The following is a 17,349-nucleotide window of genomic DNA, read 5'->3' as shown; positions in this document are numbered from 1 at the left end:
GTCGCCCTAAAACCCTAAATCGGGCGAATCCGCGCCCTAGATGCAAGGCCGTCGATCCGGTTGGCTGCCATGTAGGCGAGACGGGCAATTGCGACCTCGACACGCCGATGACCGATTTCCCCGCACGGGAGAGGCCACGGCGCTGGATCAACTCTCGCCCGGACAAACGACCATGTCAGATATCCTTCGTAGGCATCGCGTCGCGGCCTTGCTGGGCGCTGCGCTGATCATATCCCCCTTCGTCATGTCTTTCGCCCAAGGCGAGGGCAACACCATTCCGACAACCCAGACGCCTGTCGCCGGCATCACCGCGCCCAATGGCTCGTTCGCACCCATCGTTGCCGCCGACAAGCCGGCGGTGGTGACGGTCACCACCGTCATGAAGGCACAGCCTGAAACGATGAGCGATGCATCTCCTTTCGACGGCGGCTCGCCTTTCGATGACTATTTCCGCCAGTTCTTCGGTGACCAGGGCATGCCGACGCCGAAGACGCCGCCACAACAGCAACCGCAGCGCGCCGAGGCGCTGGGTTCCGGCTTCATCGTCGGCGCGGATGGCACCGTCGTCACCAACAATCACGTCATCGATGGTGCCTCTTCGATCAAGGTGACGCTCGACGACGGCACCGAACTTCCGGCCAAGCTTGTCGGCCGCGATGCCAAGAACGATCTCGCCGTACTCAAGGTCAAGTCGGACAAACCCCTGCCGACCGTCAAATGGGGCGATTCCGACAAGCTCATGCCAGGCGACCAGGTGCTGGCCTTCGGCAATCCGTTCGGCATCGGCACCACCGTCACGGCAGGTATCGTCTCAGCGCGCGGCCGTGACCTGCATAGTGGCCCGTTCGACGATTTCATCCAGATCGACGCGCCGATCAACCACGGCAATTCCGGCGGTCCGCTGGTGGATGTCGCCGGCAATGTCGTCGGCATCAACACGGCGATCTATTCACCCAATGGCGGCAGCGTCGGCGTCGGCTTTGCCATTCCGTCGGATCAGGCCCAGAAGGTGGTCGCCAAGCTGATGAAGGGCGGCTCCATCCAATACGGCTATCTCGGCGTTCAGATCCAGGAGGTGACACCCGATGTCGCGAGCGCCATCGGGCTCGGCCATTCCGGCGGCGCGCTGGTTTCAGAGGTCAACGACGGTTCGCCGGCGGCCAAGGCCGGCGTCGAGACGGGTGACGTCATCACCAGCTTTGCCGGGCAGGACGTGAAGGATCCCAAGGACCTGTCGCGGGCGGTCGCCGATGTCGCGCCGGGCGCCAGGGAAACGGTGGATGTCTGGCGCAAAGGCAAGCCGATGCGGATTTCCGTCGATGTCGGCCAAAACAGCGCCGATGCGAAGACCGCGTCGCTGGACGACGGGTCCGACGCGCCGAGCGCCGGGCGCGCTCCCGCGATAGGACTCGGCTTGATGGATATAACGCCCGACATTCGCCAGCAGATGAACCTAGCCGGCAAGCAGCACGGCGCGGTGGTTGCCAGCGTCAACCCCGACAAAGCGGCCGCCGCTTCCGGAATACAGGCCGGCGACATCATCGTTGCCGTCAATCAGGTGCCGGTCAAGAACGCCAGGCAGGTAACCCAGGCGATCGCCTTGGCCGGCAAGTCCGGCAGGAAATCGGTGCTGTTGCTGGTCGAGCGTGGCGACGCTCAAATGTACATCGCGGTGCCTTTCGCCAATGGCTGAGAAATGGCGTTGACGTGAACATGGGACCGGCAGGTCCATCGGTGACGATCCCGCCGGTCTCCGCCCGTCAAGATTTCGGTTGCCCGTCAGGGCATCTTCGAGAACATTGCGTCAGGCCGATAGTGGCCTGATTGCATGGGGATTGCCGCTATGGTCACCCGAGGTTTCTCTTCAGGACGGCGCCCGCCAACCGATGGCGATGCCCGCATCCCGCCGGGCCAATATCTGGAACAGGGTTTTCCGGTGCTGTCGGCCGGTCCGACGCCGCGCGTGCGTACCGAGGATTGGTCTTTCACGCTGAAACATGGGCCACGCCCGATCAAGAAATGGAACTGGGCCGAGTTCAACGCCCTGCCACTGAACAAGATGACGCGCGACATCCATTGCGTGACCGCATGGACCAAGTTCGACACGCCGTGGCAAGGCGTGCTGGTCGACGATATCCTTGCCGATGCCGGTTTGGAGCCGCCGACCGGCTTCACGCTGGCGCACGCGTTCGACGGCTACACCACCAACGTGCCGGTCAAGGACCTCACCGCCGGCAAGGCCATGGTGGCGCTGCTCTACGAAGGCAAGCCGATCACACCGGACCATGGCGGCCCGGCAAGGCTGCTGGTGCCGCATCTTTATTTCTGGAAGTCGGCCAAATGGTTGAACGGCCTGCAATTCACCACGCGAGACGAGCCCGGTTTCTGGGAATTGCGCGGCTACCATATCTATGGCGACCCATGGCGCGAGCAGCGCTACACGGACGATCCATGAGCGATGCGGCGGCAGTGCAGTCGCCCTGGCAAACAGCCGGCATCGTCCGCATCGAAAAGCGCACGCCGCGTGTCACCAGCTTCTTTTTCCAGCCGTCTCGGCCCTTCGCCTATCGCGCCGGGCAGCATGTCGACGTCAGGCTGACGGCGCCGGACGGCTATCAGGCGCGCCGCTCCTATTCCATCGCCTCCGCGCCCGAAACGAGCGGCGCAATCGAACTGGCGATCGAAAAACTCGACGATGGCGAGGTCTCGCCCTTCTTCCACGAGGTCGCGGCAGTGGGCGATGAAATCGAACTGCGCGGGCCGCTTGGCGGGCATTTCGTCTGGCCGGAGGATGAGAGTGGACCGCTTGTTCTGGTCGGCGGCGGTTCGGGCGTCGTGCCCTTGATGTCGATGCTCCGCCACCGCGCCGCGCGTAATTCAGCGGTGCCCGTCGTCCTGGTCTTTTCGGTCCGGGTCTGGGACGAAGTGATCTTTCGTCACGAGTTGATCGCCCTCGACGAACGCCAGGACGGCTTCGACCTGATGCTGACACTGACGCGCGAAGCCGCACGCCGTCCAGCCGACTATGCGCGGCGGGTAGACGTCGCGATGATGGTTCAAGCCATGACGCGGCTGCCGGAGCCGCCTGGCATCGCCTTCGTCTGCGGCTCCAACGCCTTCGTTTCCGCGGCCGCCCAAGCGCTGATCGATGCCGGCGTTGCAGCGGAAATCATTCGCACCGAACGCTACGGAGTTTGAACGGACTCTGGCGGTTCGGTCGAGACACGATGCTTCAAGCCTTGAAAATCGACCGATGAGGTAATACCTTGTCGGAATATGGTATTACCAAGGAGTGAAGATGGCCACCACCGTCACGGCAAAGGGACAAGTGACCATTCCCAAACCCGTCCGCGACCTCCTGGGGATCGTCCCGGGCAGCAGAGTCGATTTCCGGCGCGCCGCCGATGGCAGCGTGGTGTTGGCTCGGGTTGACAGAAAGCCGCCTGCGAGCCGCTTCGCCAATCTGCGCGGCCATGCCGGCGAGGGGCTCACGACCGAGGCTATCATGGCGCTGACGCGTGGCGGAGCGTGACGTTCGTCGACACCAACGTTCTGCTCGACCTTGTTACGGACGATCCCAATTGGGCGGGCTGGTCGATCGCGCAACTCGAGGCGGCAAGCCTCGATGGGCCATTGTTGATCAATGATGCGGTCTATGCAGAACTTGCCGTTCGCTACATCAGAATCGAGGATCTTGAGGCATTTCTGGATGCGGCCGGTCTCGAAATGGCTCCGATGCCAAGAGCCGCCCTTTTCCTTGCTGGAAAGGTATTCACGCAATACCGCCGATCAGGAGGATCGAGGACCGGCGTCTTGCCTGACTTCTTCATCGGCGCACATGCCGCCGTCACCAAGCTTCCGCTTCTGACCCGTGATGTCGGCCGCTACCAGACCTATTTCCCATCCTTGAGGCTGATCACTCCCGACGCCTTATAGCTGCCGGGTGGGCCTTCCTTCAGCCGACCGGAAAGAAATCCGCCGACAGCAACTGGAAAGGCAAGGCGCCATAGGCGGCCACCGTGGCCGCGTCGTTCCACTCGCGAAACTGTCGCGATGGTCGCGCCTCGAGCGTCAAGGCAACTCGCGCGCCGTCGAGAGTCACCTTGCCGCGAAAATGCAGCACGCGTTCCCTGCCGGACCGGCTGATGGCCATGGCGCGCAGGCGGGCAATATGCTCGCCACCGTCATTGATCTCCATCTCGATGCGGCGCCGGACCGGCGGAACGCCGATCCTGACGATGATTTCGAGCATCATGTCGCCGGTCGTTTGCGGACAGGCGATGGCCTGCGAAAACACCAAAGGCGCCGATGCTGCTTGAGGCTTGCGCGCGGCCGATCTGCCGCGCCAAGGTGTGGCGGGCGGCTCCTGCTGCAACCGGCCCTTCTTCCGCTTCAGGCGCAACTGCTTGGCAAGCCCGCGCGATAGCCAGACCAGGCCGCCGAAATCCGTGCGCGGCTTGGCTTGCAGAACCGACGACCAACGCGACAGGCCAACCCCGTCGGCCATGTCCAAGATTCTGGCCATTGTCGGTTCCGGCACCGGAATGCCGATCTCGAACGTTAGATAGGATAACGCCACCGCCGCTGGAACCGCCAGGCCGCGTCTGCCGACGATGTCGAGGAACGTGTCCCAATCGACGTCTTCGCCATGAATGGCGACCGCGCAGTCGACAAGCCAGTCGCTGTGGGTATGGGCGTCGAGGCCGCCATGGGCGATGGCCAGGGCCATGCGATCGGCCGGCGACGGCACGAAGACCGCGACGCCGCTGAATTGTGCCGGGACCGCCCGTTGCCAGATCGCCAGGTCGTCTTCCGCGCTCGTCTGCGACCCGTCATAGCCGAGCTGGTGCAGGTCGATGTCACCGAAACGGCCCTTGAAGAAGTTCATCGACCGCAGCGACGCCAACCGGGTTCGCAAATATTGCGCGCTGACGCCCGAGGCGATCTGCCAGTCGCGATCGCGCAAGATGTCGAAGACGGCAGCCATGTCGCGCGGGCGCACCAATATGTCGATATCATGCGCCACCCGGCCACGCTGCGCCGACGCGTTCAAGGCAATGCGGCTGGCGCCCTTTATCAGCATGATGTCGGCGCCGCCGTCGGCCATCGCCTTCAGCGCCGGCTCGGCCTCGCGCATCGCCATGCGCGACTTCGTCCACAGCATCTTCTGCAGGCCGACGAGGCGCGGATGGGCGGCATGCCCGGCCAGCTTCCTGCCGAACCTGTCGGAGATGGCGGCGAGCAGGCGATGTTCTCGAAACGAGACGAGATCGATGTCGTTCTCGTCCAGCCAGCGCGCGGCACAGGCAGCGGCTGCGTCCTCATCGGAGAGCAGCGCCGCCTTCAGCAACAGGTCCAGCTGGCCGGTGGGCCACGACCAGCCATAGTCCGGGAAGCGGCGGCCGATGCGGCGAACGGGCGTGGCGTTCAACTGGAACCTGCCTTGTTCTGGGCTCGCCGCTGCATGGCGAGCCTTGCGACCTGGAGGTAGCCCCGGTCGCGTGCCGGATCGCGGCCGTAGGAAAGGCTGCCCGGACGGATGCGGCGCAATGCAAGCACGTCGTCGAGCATGGCAAGGGCAAAGCCTGCCTCACGAACCCGGGCGATCCAGTCGATCATCTCGCCGCGACCGCCTGGTGGGTCGATGATGGGACCGACGCTCTGCACCACCTCTTGGCGGATCATCATCGTCGTGCGCGACCAGCCAGCTCCACTGGTCGCATCGGGCAAATCGGGGCTGTCGCCGCGAAACGTCCGCCAATGCGTAAAGACGCCCGTTGTCCCGGGATGACGGTCGAGATGGACCAGCTGCTTTTCGATCTTGTCCGCCAACCACAAATCGTCGGCATCGAGCGTCGCGATGAGCGGCGTCGAGAGTGCCGCAATGCCACGGGTCGTTGCGCTGCCAGGTCCGGCATTGTCCTGTCGCAGCACCGTCACCGGCAAGTTCATCGCATTGATCACCGCAACCGTATCGTCGGTCGAACCGTCATCGACCACGACGACGGCCTCCGCCCTTGCCGTCTGGGCCAGGACGGAGTTCAGGGCCGCGCCGATGGTGGCGGCCGCGTTGAAAGCCGGAATGACGACGCCGTAGGCTGCCATCAAAGGAACCGCCACTGCGCGAGATCCTTGAAGTCGAAGATTCCCTCCACTCGGCGCAAGTTGGGGTCGGCCTTACGACGCTTCATCGACTTGTGAAGGGCGCGCATGAACTCGCGAAAGGGCACATCGGCTTCCTTGGTCATGTTGCCGGGATGACGCCTGTAGTAGAGAGCCACCGTATCGGGCATAACGTATTTTGTCTGGCTCTCAAAGATACGCAACAGATAGTCGGTGTCCTCGGCCTGTTTGAAATCCTCGTCGAAACCACCGGTGCGCTCGATGAGGTTTCGCGCAAAGATCCCGGCGGACAGGTGGATCCCTCGCACGGTGATGGAGTGGCTGTCGGCGGCCGGTTCCAGCGTCTCGCCATCTATCTTGTCGACCAGCGTCATGCGCGAATAGGTCAGGTCGAGGCCAGGATTCTCTCCGAAACAAGCGAGATCCGCCTTGAAGCGCCCTGTCGGGGAGATGTCGTCCGAATCGAGAAACGACACCAGATGAGTCTGCGGCAGCAACTGCTTCAGCCCGGCATTGCGCGCTTTGGTGACCCCGCCATTGATCTGCTGGAAAAGACGAATGCACGGGGCCTCGTCGATCAACGACCGTACGACGGCTGCCGAACCATCGGTCGACCCATCGTCGATGACGATGATGTCGAGATCGATGTCTTCGCGCTGCCTGAGCAGCGAGCGCAGCGCGAGGCCAACGAATTGTTCGCGATTGTAGACGGGCATGATGACGCTCAGCTTCATGGGCGTCTCCGGCAGCGTTGCGGGCTTGGCTGATCCGACTTGATTGTGTCGAGCATCATAGCATCCGCCAATCGGTGGGACTCTTCAATTCGAAGATGCCCTGGACCTCTCGCCGTGACGGATCGGCCTTGCGCCGCCGCATCGACTTGTGGATTGCACGCAAGTGGTTGCGGACCCTGCCGCTATGTTCCTTGGTGACATTTCCGGCATGGCGTCGGTAGTAGATCGCGACCGCGTCCAACAATTCGTAGTTCGGTCCCGCCTCGAAAACGCGCAGCAGATAGTCGGTATCCTCAGCCTGCTCGAAATCCTCATCGAACTCGCCCGTCCTGTCGACAAGCCCTCTGCTGAACACGGCGGCGCTCAGCGAAATTCCCCGAAGCGTCATCGTGCGGCTGTCGGCTGCCGGTTTCAGCCGCTCATCGTCAATCCGCTCGACCAGCGTCATCAGCGAATAGGTCAGCTCGAGTCCGGGGTCTGCTCTGAAGCGTGCAAGGTCCTTCTTGAACCGTCCGGCCAGCGAGATGTCGTCAGAATCCAGAAACGAAACGAACTCCGCATCCGGCGGCAGTTGCCGCAGCCCGGCGTTGCGCGCCTTGGCCACGCCCATGTTGGATTGCTGGGACAGTCGGATGCAGGGGTTTTCGCGCATCATCGAGCGCACGGCCTCAGCAGAGCCGTCGGTCGAGCCGTCGTCGATGACGATGATGTCGAGATCGGCGGCGTCCCGCTGCCGCACCAGCGAGCGCAATGCCGAAACGACATAGCGCTCACGGTTGTAGACGGGCATTATCACGCTCAGTTTCACGAAGCGCCCCGCGTGAGAAAGTCGGCAATCGTACCGGCTATCTCCTGTGGCTGCGTCCCCAGCGACAGACGATAGCACGGCAGCAGGCGGGTCAGGTCGCTGAAGAAGCGAAAGCCGCTCTCCCGCTCGCCCGGCATCTGCGCTATGCCCGACGGCGCCAAGGCAATCATGGCATCCCTGCGCGACACCGGCACGATCGAACTTGCCTCGCCTCCGCCGATATGTGGCACCAGCAGCGCGATGATGTCCAGAGTTTCGGGCACCGGCCGAGGCGCGATGTCATCAATGTGAAAAGCATGCTTGCCTTGCCAGTTGAGCGGACCATGCGCTTTCAGCCGATGCTTCAGCCCAAGCCGAACGAACCCCTGGGGATCCTGTTTGAGTGTTGAAAACAGTGGGCGGGCAGTCACCCCGTTGGAGAGGTCGACCAGCACATAGTCGTCGCCGACGCTGTCCAGTCCGTTGAGGAGGCCGGCGGCGACGGTTCCGGATTTCCCGGCCCCGCCCGCGCCGGCCAACAGCACGCCCTTGCCATTGGCCCCGAGCGTGCCGGCATGGGCAAGGCGCATGCCGCGCGCCGCATATTCCCAATGGAGGAAGGGGCGCAGCGGCGCTCCCGGCTCCCACGGTGGAAAGGCATCGGCCGAAGCCATCAACTGCACCCCAACGCGACGTTGCGGATCATAGAACTGCCAGAAATCCAGGTCGTGAAAATGGTTGCCGCGCAATCCGGCCTCCGCCAGCCGGGTGGCGAAGCCATGCTGCGTGAAGGGCCCCTGGCCCCAACTGACCGGTGCCGCGATGCCGTCTATGCCGGGATGTGCGACGAAGACGCGGCAGATATCGGCAGGCGTTCGGTTGCCCGGAGCAGGGACAAAGCCATGAGCGACGGCATCCGCCAATGCGCCGGCGCTGACATTCGCGGTCAAATCCAGATGCGGCAAGCTCGCCTTGCGGGTCAGTGGATAATGCTCGGCGCTGCTCTCTGCTTGCGCCAGGACATGACGTGCGTAGTCAACCAAGTTTTCGAGAGTGACGTTCGGCATGGGTTTGCCTGTTCCGGAGCTGTCCGGCAACGAGAACCTGATGGGCGCTTCAGTTGGCCTGCTTCACCGCGGGCCAGCCGAGGGGCTCCTCGACCTCGTGGATGGGGTCGACGACAATGAGATCGGCGAGATCGTCATGGATGTCGACCTTGAGGGGCTCTCTGGCAGCGGCGAGCTGAGCCAGCAATTCGCTTGGAGCCGGTCTTGCCACGCCATCGGTTACGGCCGCCAGCAAACCGAATTCGAGCAATTGTGAAACAAAGCCGTCAATCGCGGCGGCATCGAGGGCGCCAATGCCGGTCGTGGCGCCGACCAGTTCGGAGGCAGGCACGCCGGACGACAGTGCATCCCAAAGTCTGCTGCCTGAATCAGAGAAGCCGAAATATTTGCCCGTGGTCAGGTCAAGAACGACGGCTTCGCCGTCGAAGGATTCAAAGACGATATCCTTGCTGGCAATGGCATAGATGCCGGATTGTCGCATGTTTGCTCCCCCGCCGAGCAGGCCGCGGAGATGATCTTCGGGCCTTACGGTCAACCCCACCGTTGCAGGCGTCTAACCATTTGCAGGGTTTTTGGCAAGATGGCGCAGGCTTGGGGGCGAGCGCAGCCGGTCACGCTTCGATTTCAAGCGCAGAAAGCGGCTTCGAGCAACAGGCGAGGATAAAGCCGTCCTCGATTTCGTGATCGAGGATGCCGCCATTGTGACTCATCTCGACATCGCCCGCGACCTTCCTCACCTTGCAGGTGCCGCACAGGCCGAACTCGCAGGCGGCGGGAATCCGCACCCCAGAGGCGCGTGCCGTCTGCAGCACGGTCTGGCCGGCGACGCATTCGGCATCGACATCGGAAAGCGAAAACCGGATCGGTGTCACGGCCTCGACGGCAGCAGCAGCGCCGTCCTCCGCCGGCGGCGAGAACGGCGCCGGGATCTCCTCCACGGCAGGCGCAGCAAAGCTTTCCTGATGGTATTTCGCCATGTCGAAGCCGGCGGCGTCCAGCATGCCGCGCACGGCGCGCATGAAGGGATCGGGGCCGCAGCAGAAAATCTCGCGCTCGCGGAAATCGGGCGCCAGCAATGGCAGCCGGATCGCGTCGATGCGGCCCATATGGCCGAACCAGCCCTCGCGGCTCGACCGCTCCTCGATCATGAAGCCGAGCGACAGGCCGGGCATGCGGCTGCCGAGCAGCTCGAGTTCCTTGCGGAAAATGATCTCTTCCGGGCGGCGCGCACAGTTGACGAAGCCGACATCTGTCCATGGCGCACAGTCGTTCAACCAACGCAGCATCGACATCATCGGCGTCACGCCGGAGCCCGCCGAAATGAACAGATATTTGGCCGCCGGGTGGCTGTGCAGCGAAAAATCACCGGTCGGCCCATAGGCCTTGACGTGCGAGCCCGGCGTCAGATGGTCGAACATCCAGCGCGTGCCGGTGCTGCCTGCCTGCGCCTTGACCGTCACCGCGATCGAGAACGGCCGCGACGGCGAGGACGACAGCGTGTAGGTGCGCATCAGCGGCCCCTCCGATGTCGGCAGTTCCAGCGTCACGAACTGGCCCGGCTTGTAGCGGAACCAGGTCTGGTTGTCGGAGCGGAAGGTGAAGGTCTTCACGTCCGGCGCTTCGTCGCTGACGCCGATCACTTCCAGCACCTGCAGCCGGTCGTTCCAGGGCGTCATCTGGTCGAGATGGCGATAGAGGCCAAGGTCCGTCATCGCATTCATCCTCTTGTCCCCTGAGCTAGGCGACGCTGCGCAGGGCCGGCCGGCCGCCTTCGGCAAGGCGCGGCCCGATGAACGACGCGTACCACTCGACGAACTGGATCACGCCGCCCTCATGCAGCTCCGAATAGGGGCCTGGTTCGTAGGCCGGCGACAGGATGCCGAAGGCGTTTTCCTCGACGATGCGGCGGTCCTGGTCGTTGGTCTCGGTCCAGACATGGGTGAGCTCAGCGAGGTCGTAGTCGATGCCTTCGACCGCATCCTTGTGGACGAGCCATTTCGTCGTCACCGCGGTTTCCGTGGCACTGATCGGCAGCACGCGGAAGGTGACGGCATGGTCGCCGAGGATATGGTTCCAGGTTGTCGGATAATGATAAAGCAGCAAGGAGCCGATGCGGTCGGTTGAAACGCTGTCGGACAGGTTGTTCTGGACCGCCCGTTTTCCCGTCATGGTGTAGCTGACGGCATCGCGCAGCAGCGGCGCGCGGGTGGCGCGGTACTGCCCTGCCGGATCGATGCGGAATTTGCTCGGCAAGCCAGCGGCCTCGCATTTGGCCCAGTGCGCGACCATCTCGGGGTCGCTGTCGGCGCCGTTGACGCCGGTCACGGTCGGCGCCTCGGGGAAGGTCTTGCACAGCTCAGGGTGATTGGCGACGCAGTGGTAGCACTCGCGGTTGTTTTCCCAGACCAGCTTCCAGTTGCCCTTCTCGATGATCGTGCTCTCAAAGGCGATCTTTGCCTCACGCAACCGGTGCGGCAAAAGATAGGGTTCGATCATCGCCCGCATCGGCGTGAAATCCGCCGGTTCTTTGGCCAGGCAGATGAAGATGTAGCCGCCGACGCTCTCGCAGGCGACCGGCTTCAGGCCGAAATCACTCTTGTCGAAACCGTCGGCCATCTGGCGGGCAAACAGCAGGCGGCCGTCCAACTCATAGGTCCACTGATGATAGGGGCAGACGAGCTTTGCCGCCGTACCCTTCTCCGTGTTGCACACGCGGCTGCCGCGATGGCGGCAGGAATTGTGGAAGGCGTTGATCTTGCCTTGCTGGTCGCGGACAAGGACGACCGGATAGTCGCCGATCTGCACGGTGATGTAGCTGCCCGGCTTCGGCAGTTCGCAATCATGGCCGATGAACAGCCAGTCGCGATACCAGATCAGCTCCATGTCGAGCTTGAAGTAGTCTGGATCGGTGTAGAAGGGCTGCTCCAGCGAAAAGCCTTGCCGGCGCCCCTTCAGGAGCCTCAGCATGTCGTTGCGGATATCCATGTCCTGTCCTCGTTTCTAAGGACTGAACTGGTGGTGATGGAGGAAGGATTGAAACGCAGGCCGGCTAGGTGCCGGACATGCGCTATCCACCTCTTGACCGCCCACCGCGATCAGTCGAGTCTAAAAATCTCGGGCTGGTTTCCGGGCTCTGGAGTTGTCCTTGCGGACCATCGCGACACCTTCCCAGGCAGTTGCCCAGTGGTCTCCCGTTGCGACTTGAACTCCACCACCGTTGCGGGGGCAGCGCCGGATTCTGACCGGCTTCCCAATTCTCCGCCTCGTCGTCACGAAGCGGCACCTGAGATGGTATGATCTAACCACGATCGCTGGCGCGCCGTCGGCATGAAAACGACATCGTATCCATGCGGCGCGACACGGCATGCGAAACGTCACCGCAGATCGTCGCGGGCCGAAATCCCGCCTCCCGGGCCGCCATTTGCCGGCTGCGATCTTCCCGAGTCCGACCCTTGGCGGGGGTCAAAAAAGGTTAACGGTTTCGAAAAGTGACTATTAGCTTGACCTAAAATCGAACCGAACGGTTCGTTTCTGTTGACGGTGCGTGCAGGACGGTGTGAACGCCGGGCCTTTGAAACAGTCAGTGATCCATCGGATGGTTAAACTTAACATGCTGATTTAGAGAGGAAAAATGTATCTCTAGATTCCCCTGGCACAATTTCAAGGTGTGGATTCATGGTCCACACGGAACAACTTCGTGATTGGAAAAGGCGGGGTTGCCCTCCCACATCGGGGCTGTCCGAACGACGCGATTTCATTTCCAAGACACGCCGCTAGACGGACGGAAAAAGACGATACTGGAGTACAAAAATGAAAAAGATCATTCTCACTGCCGCAGCCCTTCTGGCCATTTCCGGCAGCGCCTTCGCTGGTAGCGACCATTACGGTTCGAACGCCGCGGCAGCCACTGCTGTCGACAGCTCGTACACCGCTTCGACCAAGAAGTCGGAACCGGCTGCTCAGGCGCCTGCCCAGGGTGCTGACCACAACCTCTTCGGCAACAACTAACAGCCGATTCCCAGTCGACGGCGGGCCCGCCCGCTGCCCTGGCGAAATTCAGACATTCGAAATTCAGACATTCAGGAGTATTTTAAGATGAACAAGATCCTCATTGCTGCCGCCGCCGTTCTGGCCATCACCGGCAGCGCTTTCGCGGGCAGCGACAACTACGGTTCGAACGGCGCCAACCAGCCTGCCGCCGCTGTGGACCAGTCGTACACGGCTTCCACCAAGACCTCGGAACCGGCTGCCCAGACACCCGCTCAGGGCAGCGACCGTAACCTCTTCGGTCGCTAAAACCAATTTCGCAAGCGACGGCAGCTGTGTCTGCCGTCTGGCGAAATCCAGAATTCAGGAGACTAAAATGAACAAGATCCTTATTGCTGCCGCCGCCGTTCTGGCCATCACCGGCAGTGCCTTCGCCGGCAGCGACAACTTTGGCTCCAACGGCGCCAACCAGCCTGCGGTTACCTCGGTTGACAGCGCGCATACGAGCTCGGTCCGCAACAGCGGTGGCCTCGTCGAGAAGCTGCTCAATTCGTCGGGCGACGAAGAGAAGTCCGCCCCTCAGGGCAGCGACCGGAATCTCTTTGGCCGTTAACAGCCGAAGCTGATCTTCAACAAAAGAGTGGCGGGCCTGGCCCGCCGCTCTTTTTGCGTCCAAGACGCGGTCCTGCGTCAGGCCGCCTTCGCTTCCGCTTCATGAAGGGCAAACGACCGCCCATCGGTGTCGAAGATATGCAAGTCCTCGCCATTGGCGCTCAGCCGCAATGTCGAGCCGCGCTTGACCTCGACATTGCCGGGCAGCTTGGTCACCAGCGGCAGGTCGGCGCGGCCGATGTCGACATAGACAAGCTGCACCTCGCCGAGTTGCTCGACATAGTCGACCGTCCCCTCGAACAGATAGTCCGCGCCGCTGGCGATGATCAGGTCCTCCGGCCGCACGCCGAAACTAACCGCAGCGCCCTTTGCCGAGGCCGGCGTCGCGATCGGCACGGTCGCCTTGCGTCCGCCGACATGGCTGACGACGGTCGGGTTTCCGGTCTTGTCGATGGTCGCGGGCAGGATGTTCATGGCTGGCGAGCCGATGAACTGGGCAACGAACAGATTGCCGGGCTTCTTGTATAGATCCATCGGAGTGCCGACCTGCTCGATATGGCCGTCCTTGAGCACCACGATGCGGTCGGCCAGCGTCATCGCCTCGACCTGGTCGTGGGTGACGTAGATCATCGTCGTGTTGGGCATCGATTCCTTGAGCTTGGCGATTTCGATGCGGGTGGCGACGCGAAGCGCGGCATCGAGGTTCGAAAGCGGCTCGTCGAACAGGAACACCTTGGGATTGCGCACGATGGCGCGGCCGATGGCGACGCGCTGGCGCTGGCCGCCCGACATCGCCTTAGGCAGGCGGTCGAGATATTTGGTCAGCTGCAGGATCTCGGCGGCCTGACGCACGCGGCGGTCGATCTCGGCCTTGTTCTCTTTGCCGATCTTCATCGAGAACGCCATGTTGTCGTAGACGGTCATGTGCGGGTAGAGCGCATAGGACTGGAACACCATGGCGATGCCCCGTTTCGACGGCGGCACGTCGTTCACCACTTCGCCGGCTATTCTGAGCTCGCCGGAGGTGATTTCCTCGAGCCCGGCGATCGACCTCAGCAATGTCGACTTGCCGCAGCCCGACGGGCCGACGAAGACGATGAACTCGCCCGACTTGATCTCGAGATCGATGCCGTGGAGAATGTTCAGATTGCCGTAGGACTTCTTCACTTGTCTTAGCGTGACATCGGCCATTGGTTTCCTCCAGTGATTGGAAATTCAGTCGAGACGCCCGAACCAGGCGCCGTAGCCGCCAAGCTCGATGGAACCGCTGTTCGCCTGCCCCGAAAATCCGTGCCCGGGCAGAGGTTGCAGCGATCGGCCGCCAAGGTCAACCTTGGCCGGCCCGGCTCCCAGATTGAAGACGCAGACGATCTGCTCGTTGCCTGCGCGGCGCGTGAAGGCGACGGTATCTCCCTCACTTTCGATAAAGGTGATGTCGCCCTTGGCCAGCGCCGGATGGGCACGCCGGAAGGTGAGAAAGCGCCGGTAGTGCTCGAGCAGCGAAGCCTCGTCGTCCTGCTGGACATTGACCGCTTGCGCCAGATGCTTGGCCGGCACCGGCAGCCAGGGCTTTGCCTGGGAGAAGCCGCCATTCTTGGCATCGCCATCCCACACCATTGGCGTGCGGCAGCCGTCGCGGCCCTTGAATTCCGGCCAGAAGCGGATGCCGTAGGGATCCTGCAGATCCTCGAACCGCAGCTCTGCCTCACCGAGCCCAAGCTCCTCGCCCTGATAGATGCAGACCGAACCGCGCAACGACATCAGCAGCGCCGAGATGACCTTGAGGTAGGCGGTCGGATCGGCCTCATTGGCGGCCCAGCGCGAGGCCGGGCGCATCACGTCGTGGTTGGAGAAGGCCCAGCACGACCAGCCGTCGCTGGCGACTTTGCCGAAGGATTCCAGCACCGAGCGGACCTTGCCCGCGCTGATCTTTTCCGGCGCCAGGAAATCGAAGGAGTAGCACATGTGCACGCGCTTGCCGCCTGCGGTGTAAGCGGCAACCACTTCAAGCCCGCGCTGCGAATCGCCGACCTCGCCGACCGCTGCGGTTGCCGGACACTCATCGAGCAGGGCACGGAACCGTTCGAGGAAGCCGAGGTTCTCGGGCCGGCTCTTGTCGTAGAGATGGTCCTGGTAGTTGTAGGGGTTGACCGCCGGCGCGGTCTGGTCGTTGCGCTCTTCCGGCGGCAGCGGCGGATTGTTTTCCAGGCCCTGGCTGTGGAAATAGAAATTGATGGTATCGAGCCGGAAACCATCGACGCCGCGCTCCAGCCAGAAGCGGGTGACGTCGAGCAACGCGTCCTGGACCTCGTGGTTGTGAAAGTTGAGGTCGGGCTGTTCGGCCAGGAAATTGTGCATGTAATATTGCTGGCGGCTGGTGTCCCATTGCCACGCCGAGCCGCCGAAGATCGACAGCCAGTTGTTGGGCGGCGTGCCGTCCGGCCTGGCGTCTGCCCAGACGTACCAATCGGCTTTCGGGTTGCTGCGGCTCGACCGGCTTTCCTTGAACCATGGGTGGTTATCGGCGGTGTGCGACAACACCTCGTCGATCATCACCTTCAAGCCCAGCCTGTGTGCCTCGGCGGTCAGCGCGTCGAAGTCGGCCAGCGTGCCGAACATCGGATCGACATCGCAGTAATCCGTCACGTCATAGCCGAAATCCTTCATCGGCGACTTGAAGAACGGTGAAATCCAGATGGCATCCGCGCCGAGTGCGGCGATGTAGGGGAGGCGGCCTATGATGCCCTTGAGATCGCCGATGCCGTCGCCGTTCGAGTCCTGGTAGCTGCGCGGATAGATCTGGTAGATCACGGCGCCTCGCCACCAGTCGCGATCGATGGCGAGGTCAGGCTTCGAGCTGGCCTTCAAAGCGGATTGCATCGTCTCAGCCTCCTTTCACCGAGCCGGCAAGCAGCCCGCGGACAAAATAGCGCTGCAGCGAAAAGAACACGATCAGCGGCACAATGATGGTCACGAAAGCCGATGTCGTCAGAATCTCCCAGTCGCCGCCGCGTGAGCCCAACAGCGCGTTGAGCTTGGCGGTCAGCACGATCTGGTCTGCCTCTGTACCGAGGAAAACCATCGCCACCAGCAGATCGTTCCATACCCACAGGAACTGGAAGATGGCAAACGAAGCCAGCACCGGGAACGACAGCGGCAAGACGATCTTGACGAAGATCTCGAAATCGCTGGCGCCGTCGATGCGCGCCGATTCCATGATTTCGCGCGGCAGGCCCGCAATGTAGCTGCGCAGCAGGTAGATGGCGAAGGGCAGGCCGAAGCCGGTATGCGCCAGCCAGATGCCGAGATAGGTCTTCGACGGCATGCCGAAGAAAGCGCCGACACCATTATAGAGTTTCAACAACGGGATCAGCGACATCTGCAACGGCACCACCAGCAGGCCGATGATGACCGCGATCAGCAACGCCCGGCCGGGAAACCGCATCCAGGCCAGCGCATAAGCGGCAAAGGCGGCGATCAGGATCGGGATGACGGTAGCCGGAATGGTGACGGTCAGAGAATTCATGAATGACCGTCCGATGCCTTCGGAGAACAGCACGGTTCTGTAATTGTCGGTGGTGAATTTCGGCGGCGCCGACGAAGCATAATAGACGCGCTGGCCGCGATCGCCTTCGAACGCTTTCGGGGACTGCATGATGAAGCTGCCGTCGGCATTGAGCTGCAAGGTCATGCCGTCGCCGAGATCGGCTGTGGTGCCGGCGGGATATTGCGTCGGTGCCGCCGATTTGACTCCGAAGGCGCTGATGTCGCGCTTGGCGCCGTCGCCGAAGATATTGCCTTCGAGGACGAACTTGCCGTCCTTCTCGACTTGCGCCGAGGCGGGCGGCAGCCGGCCGGCTTCCGTCTGGGTGGAACTGGCGAACGAGTTCCACCAGCCCGAGGCGATGATCTGGTTCTTGTCGCGCAGCGACGAAACCAGGATGCCGAGCGTCGGTATGGTCCAGATTGCGACGAAGATGAGCACGGCGATGTGGACGCCAAAGCGGCTGGCGAAGGAATTTCCGGTCGCGACGGCCAT

The 17,349-nt window shown here is 62.5% G+C and carries 19 protein-coding genes and 1 riboswitch; of the genes, 8 read left to right on the top strand and 11 right to left on the bottom strand.

Features of this window, described 5'->3' with window-relative positions:
• Positions 1-172 precede the first annotated feature (172 nt).
• The 5 genes from EJ079_RS04855 (at position 173) to EJ079_RS04835 (ending at position 3,936) form a co-directional block, all read left to right on the top strand.
• Positions 173-1,693, top strand: coding sequence for a DegQ family serine endoprotease (locus EJ079_RS04855; protein WP_127395762.1), 1,521 nt, complete (start codon positions 173-175; stop codon positions 1,691-1,693).
• Between the two features lie 150 nt (positions 1,694-1,843).
• Positions 1,844-2,455, top strand: coding sequence for a molybdopterin-dependent oxidoreductase (locus EJ079_RS04850; protein ID WP_127395761.1), 612 nt, complete (start codon positions 1,844-1,846; stop codon positions 2,453-2,455).
• Positions 2,452-3,198, top strand: coding sequence for an FAD-binding oxidoreductase (locus EJ079_RS04845; protein ID WP_127320468.1), 747 nt, complete (start codon positions 2,452-2,454; stop codon positions 3,196-3,198). The genes EJ079_RS04850 and EJ079_RS04845 overlap by 4 nt, the downstream gene beginning before the upstream one ends.
• Before the next feature lie 100 nt (positions 3,199-3,298).
• Positions 3,299-3,532: an AbrB/MazE/SpoVT family DNA-binding domain-containing protein gene (locus EJ079_RS04840; protein WP_127267350.1), complete on the top strand. Its 234-nt coding sequence runs from the start codon at positions 3,299-3,301 to the stop codon at positions 3,530-3,532.
• Positions 3,529-3,936, top strand: a complete 408-nt coding sequence (locus tag EJ079_RS04835; protein ID WP_127267349.1) for a type II toxin-antitoxin system VapC family toxin — start codon at positions 3,529-3,531, stop codon at positions 3,934-3,936. Before EJ079_RS04840 ends, EJ079_RS04835 begins: the two co-directional genes overlap by 4 nt.
• A gap of 19 nt (positions 3,937-3,955) precedes the next feature.
• Here the strand turns inward: EJ079_RS04835 and EJ079_RS04830 are convergent, their stop codons facing one another.
• The 8 genes from EJ079_RS04830 to EJ079_RS04795 all read right to left on the bottom strand — a co-directional run bounded on the left by EJ079_RS04830 (position 3,956) and on the right by EJ079_RS04795 (position 11,696).
• The gene (locus tag EJ079_RS04830) at positions 3,956-5,431 is read right to left on the bottom strand and encodes a nucleotidyltransferase family protein (RefSeq protein WP_127808242.1); all 1,476 of its coding nucleotides are present in this window, start codon (positions 5,429-5,431) and stop codon (positions 3,956-3,958) included.
• A complete protein-coding gene (locus EJ079_RS04825; RefSeq protein WP_127808241.1) occupies positions 5,428-6,105 on the bottom strand; it encodes a glycosyltransferase family A protein in 678 nt (225 codons plus the stop codon). Before EJ079_RS04825 ends, EJ079_RS04830 begins: the two co-directional genes overlap by 4 nt.
• The gene (locus tag EJ079_RS04820; protein ID WP_127808240.1) at positions 6,105-6,857 is read right to left on the bottom strand and encodes a glycosyltransferase family A protein; all 753 of its coding nucleotides are present in this window, start codon (positions 6,855-6,857) and stop codon (positions 6,105-6,107) included. The genes EJ079_RS04825 and EJ079_RS04820 overlap by 1 nt, the downstream gene beginning before the upstream one ends.
• A gap of 55 nt (positions 6,858-6,912) precedes the next feature.
• Complete coding sequence (locus EJ079_RS04815; RefSeq protein ID WP_164873728.1) at positions 6,913-7,665, bottom strand: glycosyltransferase family A protein; 753 nt, start codon at positions 7,663-7,665, stop codon at positions 6,913-6,915.
• Positions 7,662-8,711, bottom strand: coding sequence for a serine kinase (locus tag EJ079_RS04810; protein WP_127808239.1), 1,050 nt, complete (start codon positions 8,709-8,711; stop codon positions 7,662-7,664). The genes EJ079_RS04815 and EJ079_RS04810 overlap by 4 nt, the downstream gene beginning before the upstream one ends.
• 49 nt (positions 8,712-8,760) lie before the next feature.
• Positions 8,761-9,192, bottom strand: a complete 432-nt coding sequence (locus EJ079_RS04805) for a PqqD family protein (protein ID WP_127808238.1) — start codon at positions 9,190-9,192, stop codon at positions 8,761-8,763.
• A 130-nt stretch (positions 9,193-9,322) separates the two neighbouring features.
• Positions 9,323-10,423: a hybrid-cluster NAD(P)-dependent oxidoreductase gene (locus EJ079_RS04800; RefSeq protein WP_127808237.1), complete on the bottom strand. Its 1,101-nt coding sequence runs from the start codon at positions 10,421-10,423 to the stop codon at positions 9,323-9,325.
• 25 nt (positions 10,424-10,448) lie between these two features.
• Positions 10,449-11,696, bottom strand: a complete 1,248-nt coding sequence (locus EJ079_RS04795; protein WP_127808236.1) for an aromatic ring-hydroxylating dioxygenase subunit alpha — start codon at positions 11,694-11,696, stop codon at positions 10,449-10,451.
• Positions 11,697-11,810: 114 nt separating this feature from the next.
• Positions 11,811-12,013, bottom strand: a riboswitch (cobalamin riboswitch).
• A gap of 508 nt (positions 12,014-12,521) precedes the next feature.
• Between EJ079_RS04795 and EJ079_RS04790 the strand changes: the two genes are divergently transcribed.
• The 3 genes from EJ079_RS04790 (at position 12,522) to EJ079_RS04780 (ending at position 13,311) form a co-directional block, all read left to right on the top strand.
• Positions 12,522-12,719: a DUF680 domain-containing protein gene (locus tag EJ079_RS04790; protein ID WP_027039902.1), complete on the top strand. Its 198-nt coding sequence runs from the start codon at positions 12,522-12,524 to the stop codon at positions 12,717-12,719.
• Positions 12,720-12,806: 87 nt separating this feature from the next.
• Positions 12,807-13,007, top strand: a complete 201-nt coding sequence (locus tag EJ079_RS04785; RefSeq protein ID WP_127267341.1) for a DUF680 domain-containing protein — start codon at positions 12,807-12,809, stop codon at positions 13,005-13,007.
• Positions 13,008-13,074: 67 nt separating this feature from the next.
• Positions 13,075-13,311, top strand: coding sequence for a DUF680 domain-containing protein (locus EJ079_RS04780; RefSeq protein ID WP_127397673.1), 237 nt, complete (start codon positions 13,075-13,077; stop codon positions 13,309-13,311).
• A 77-nt stretch (positions 13,312-13,388) separates the two neighbouring features.
• On the opposite strand, the gene ugpC is transcribed toward EJ079_RS04780, so the two are convergent.
• From ugpC to EJ079_RS04765, 3 genes are read right to left on the bottom strand one after another with little or no spacing between them, the layout of a single operon-like run.
• The gene (gene ugpC / locus EJ079_RS04775; protein ID WP_127808235.1) at positions 13,389-14,501 is read right to left on the bottom strand and encodes a sn-glycerol-3-phosphate ABC transporter ATP-binding protein UgpC; all 1,113 of its coding nucleotides are present in this window, start codon (positions 14,499-14,501) and stop codon (positions 13,389-13,391) included.
• 24 nt (positions 14,502-14,525) lie between these two features.
• Positions 14,526-16,190: an alpha-glucosidase family protein gene (locus tag EJ079_RS04770; RefSeq protein WP_127808234.1), complete on the bottom strand. Its 1,665-nt coding sequence runs from the start codon at positions 16,188-16,190 to the stop codon at positions 14,526-14,528.
• Between the two features lie 4 nt (positions 16,191-16,194).
• On the bottom strand, positions 16,195-17,349 hold the full coding sequence (locus EJ079_RS04765; protein WP_127808233.1) for a carbohydrate ABC transporter permease: 1,155 nt from the start codon (positions 17,347-17,349) through the stop codon (positions 16,195-16,197).

Source organism: Mesorhizobium sp. M7A.F.Ce.TU.012.03.2.1, assembly GCF_004006095.1.
In the GTDB taxonomy this organism is placed as follows: Bacteria; Pseudomonadota; Alphaproteobacteria; order Rhizobiales; family Rhizobiaceae; genus Mesorhizobium.
Note: the sequence above shows the minus strand (reverse complement) of the source record. Positions and strands in the feature narration are given on the sequence as shown.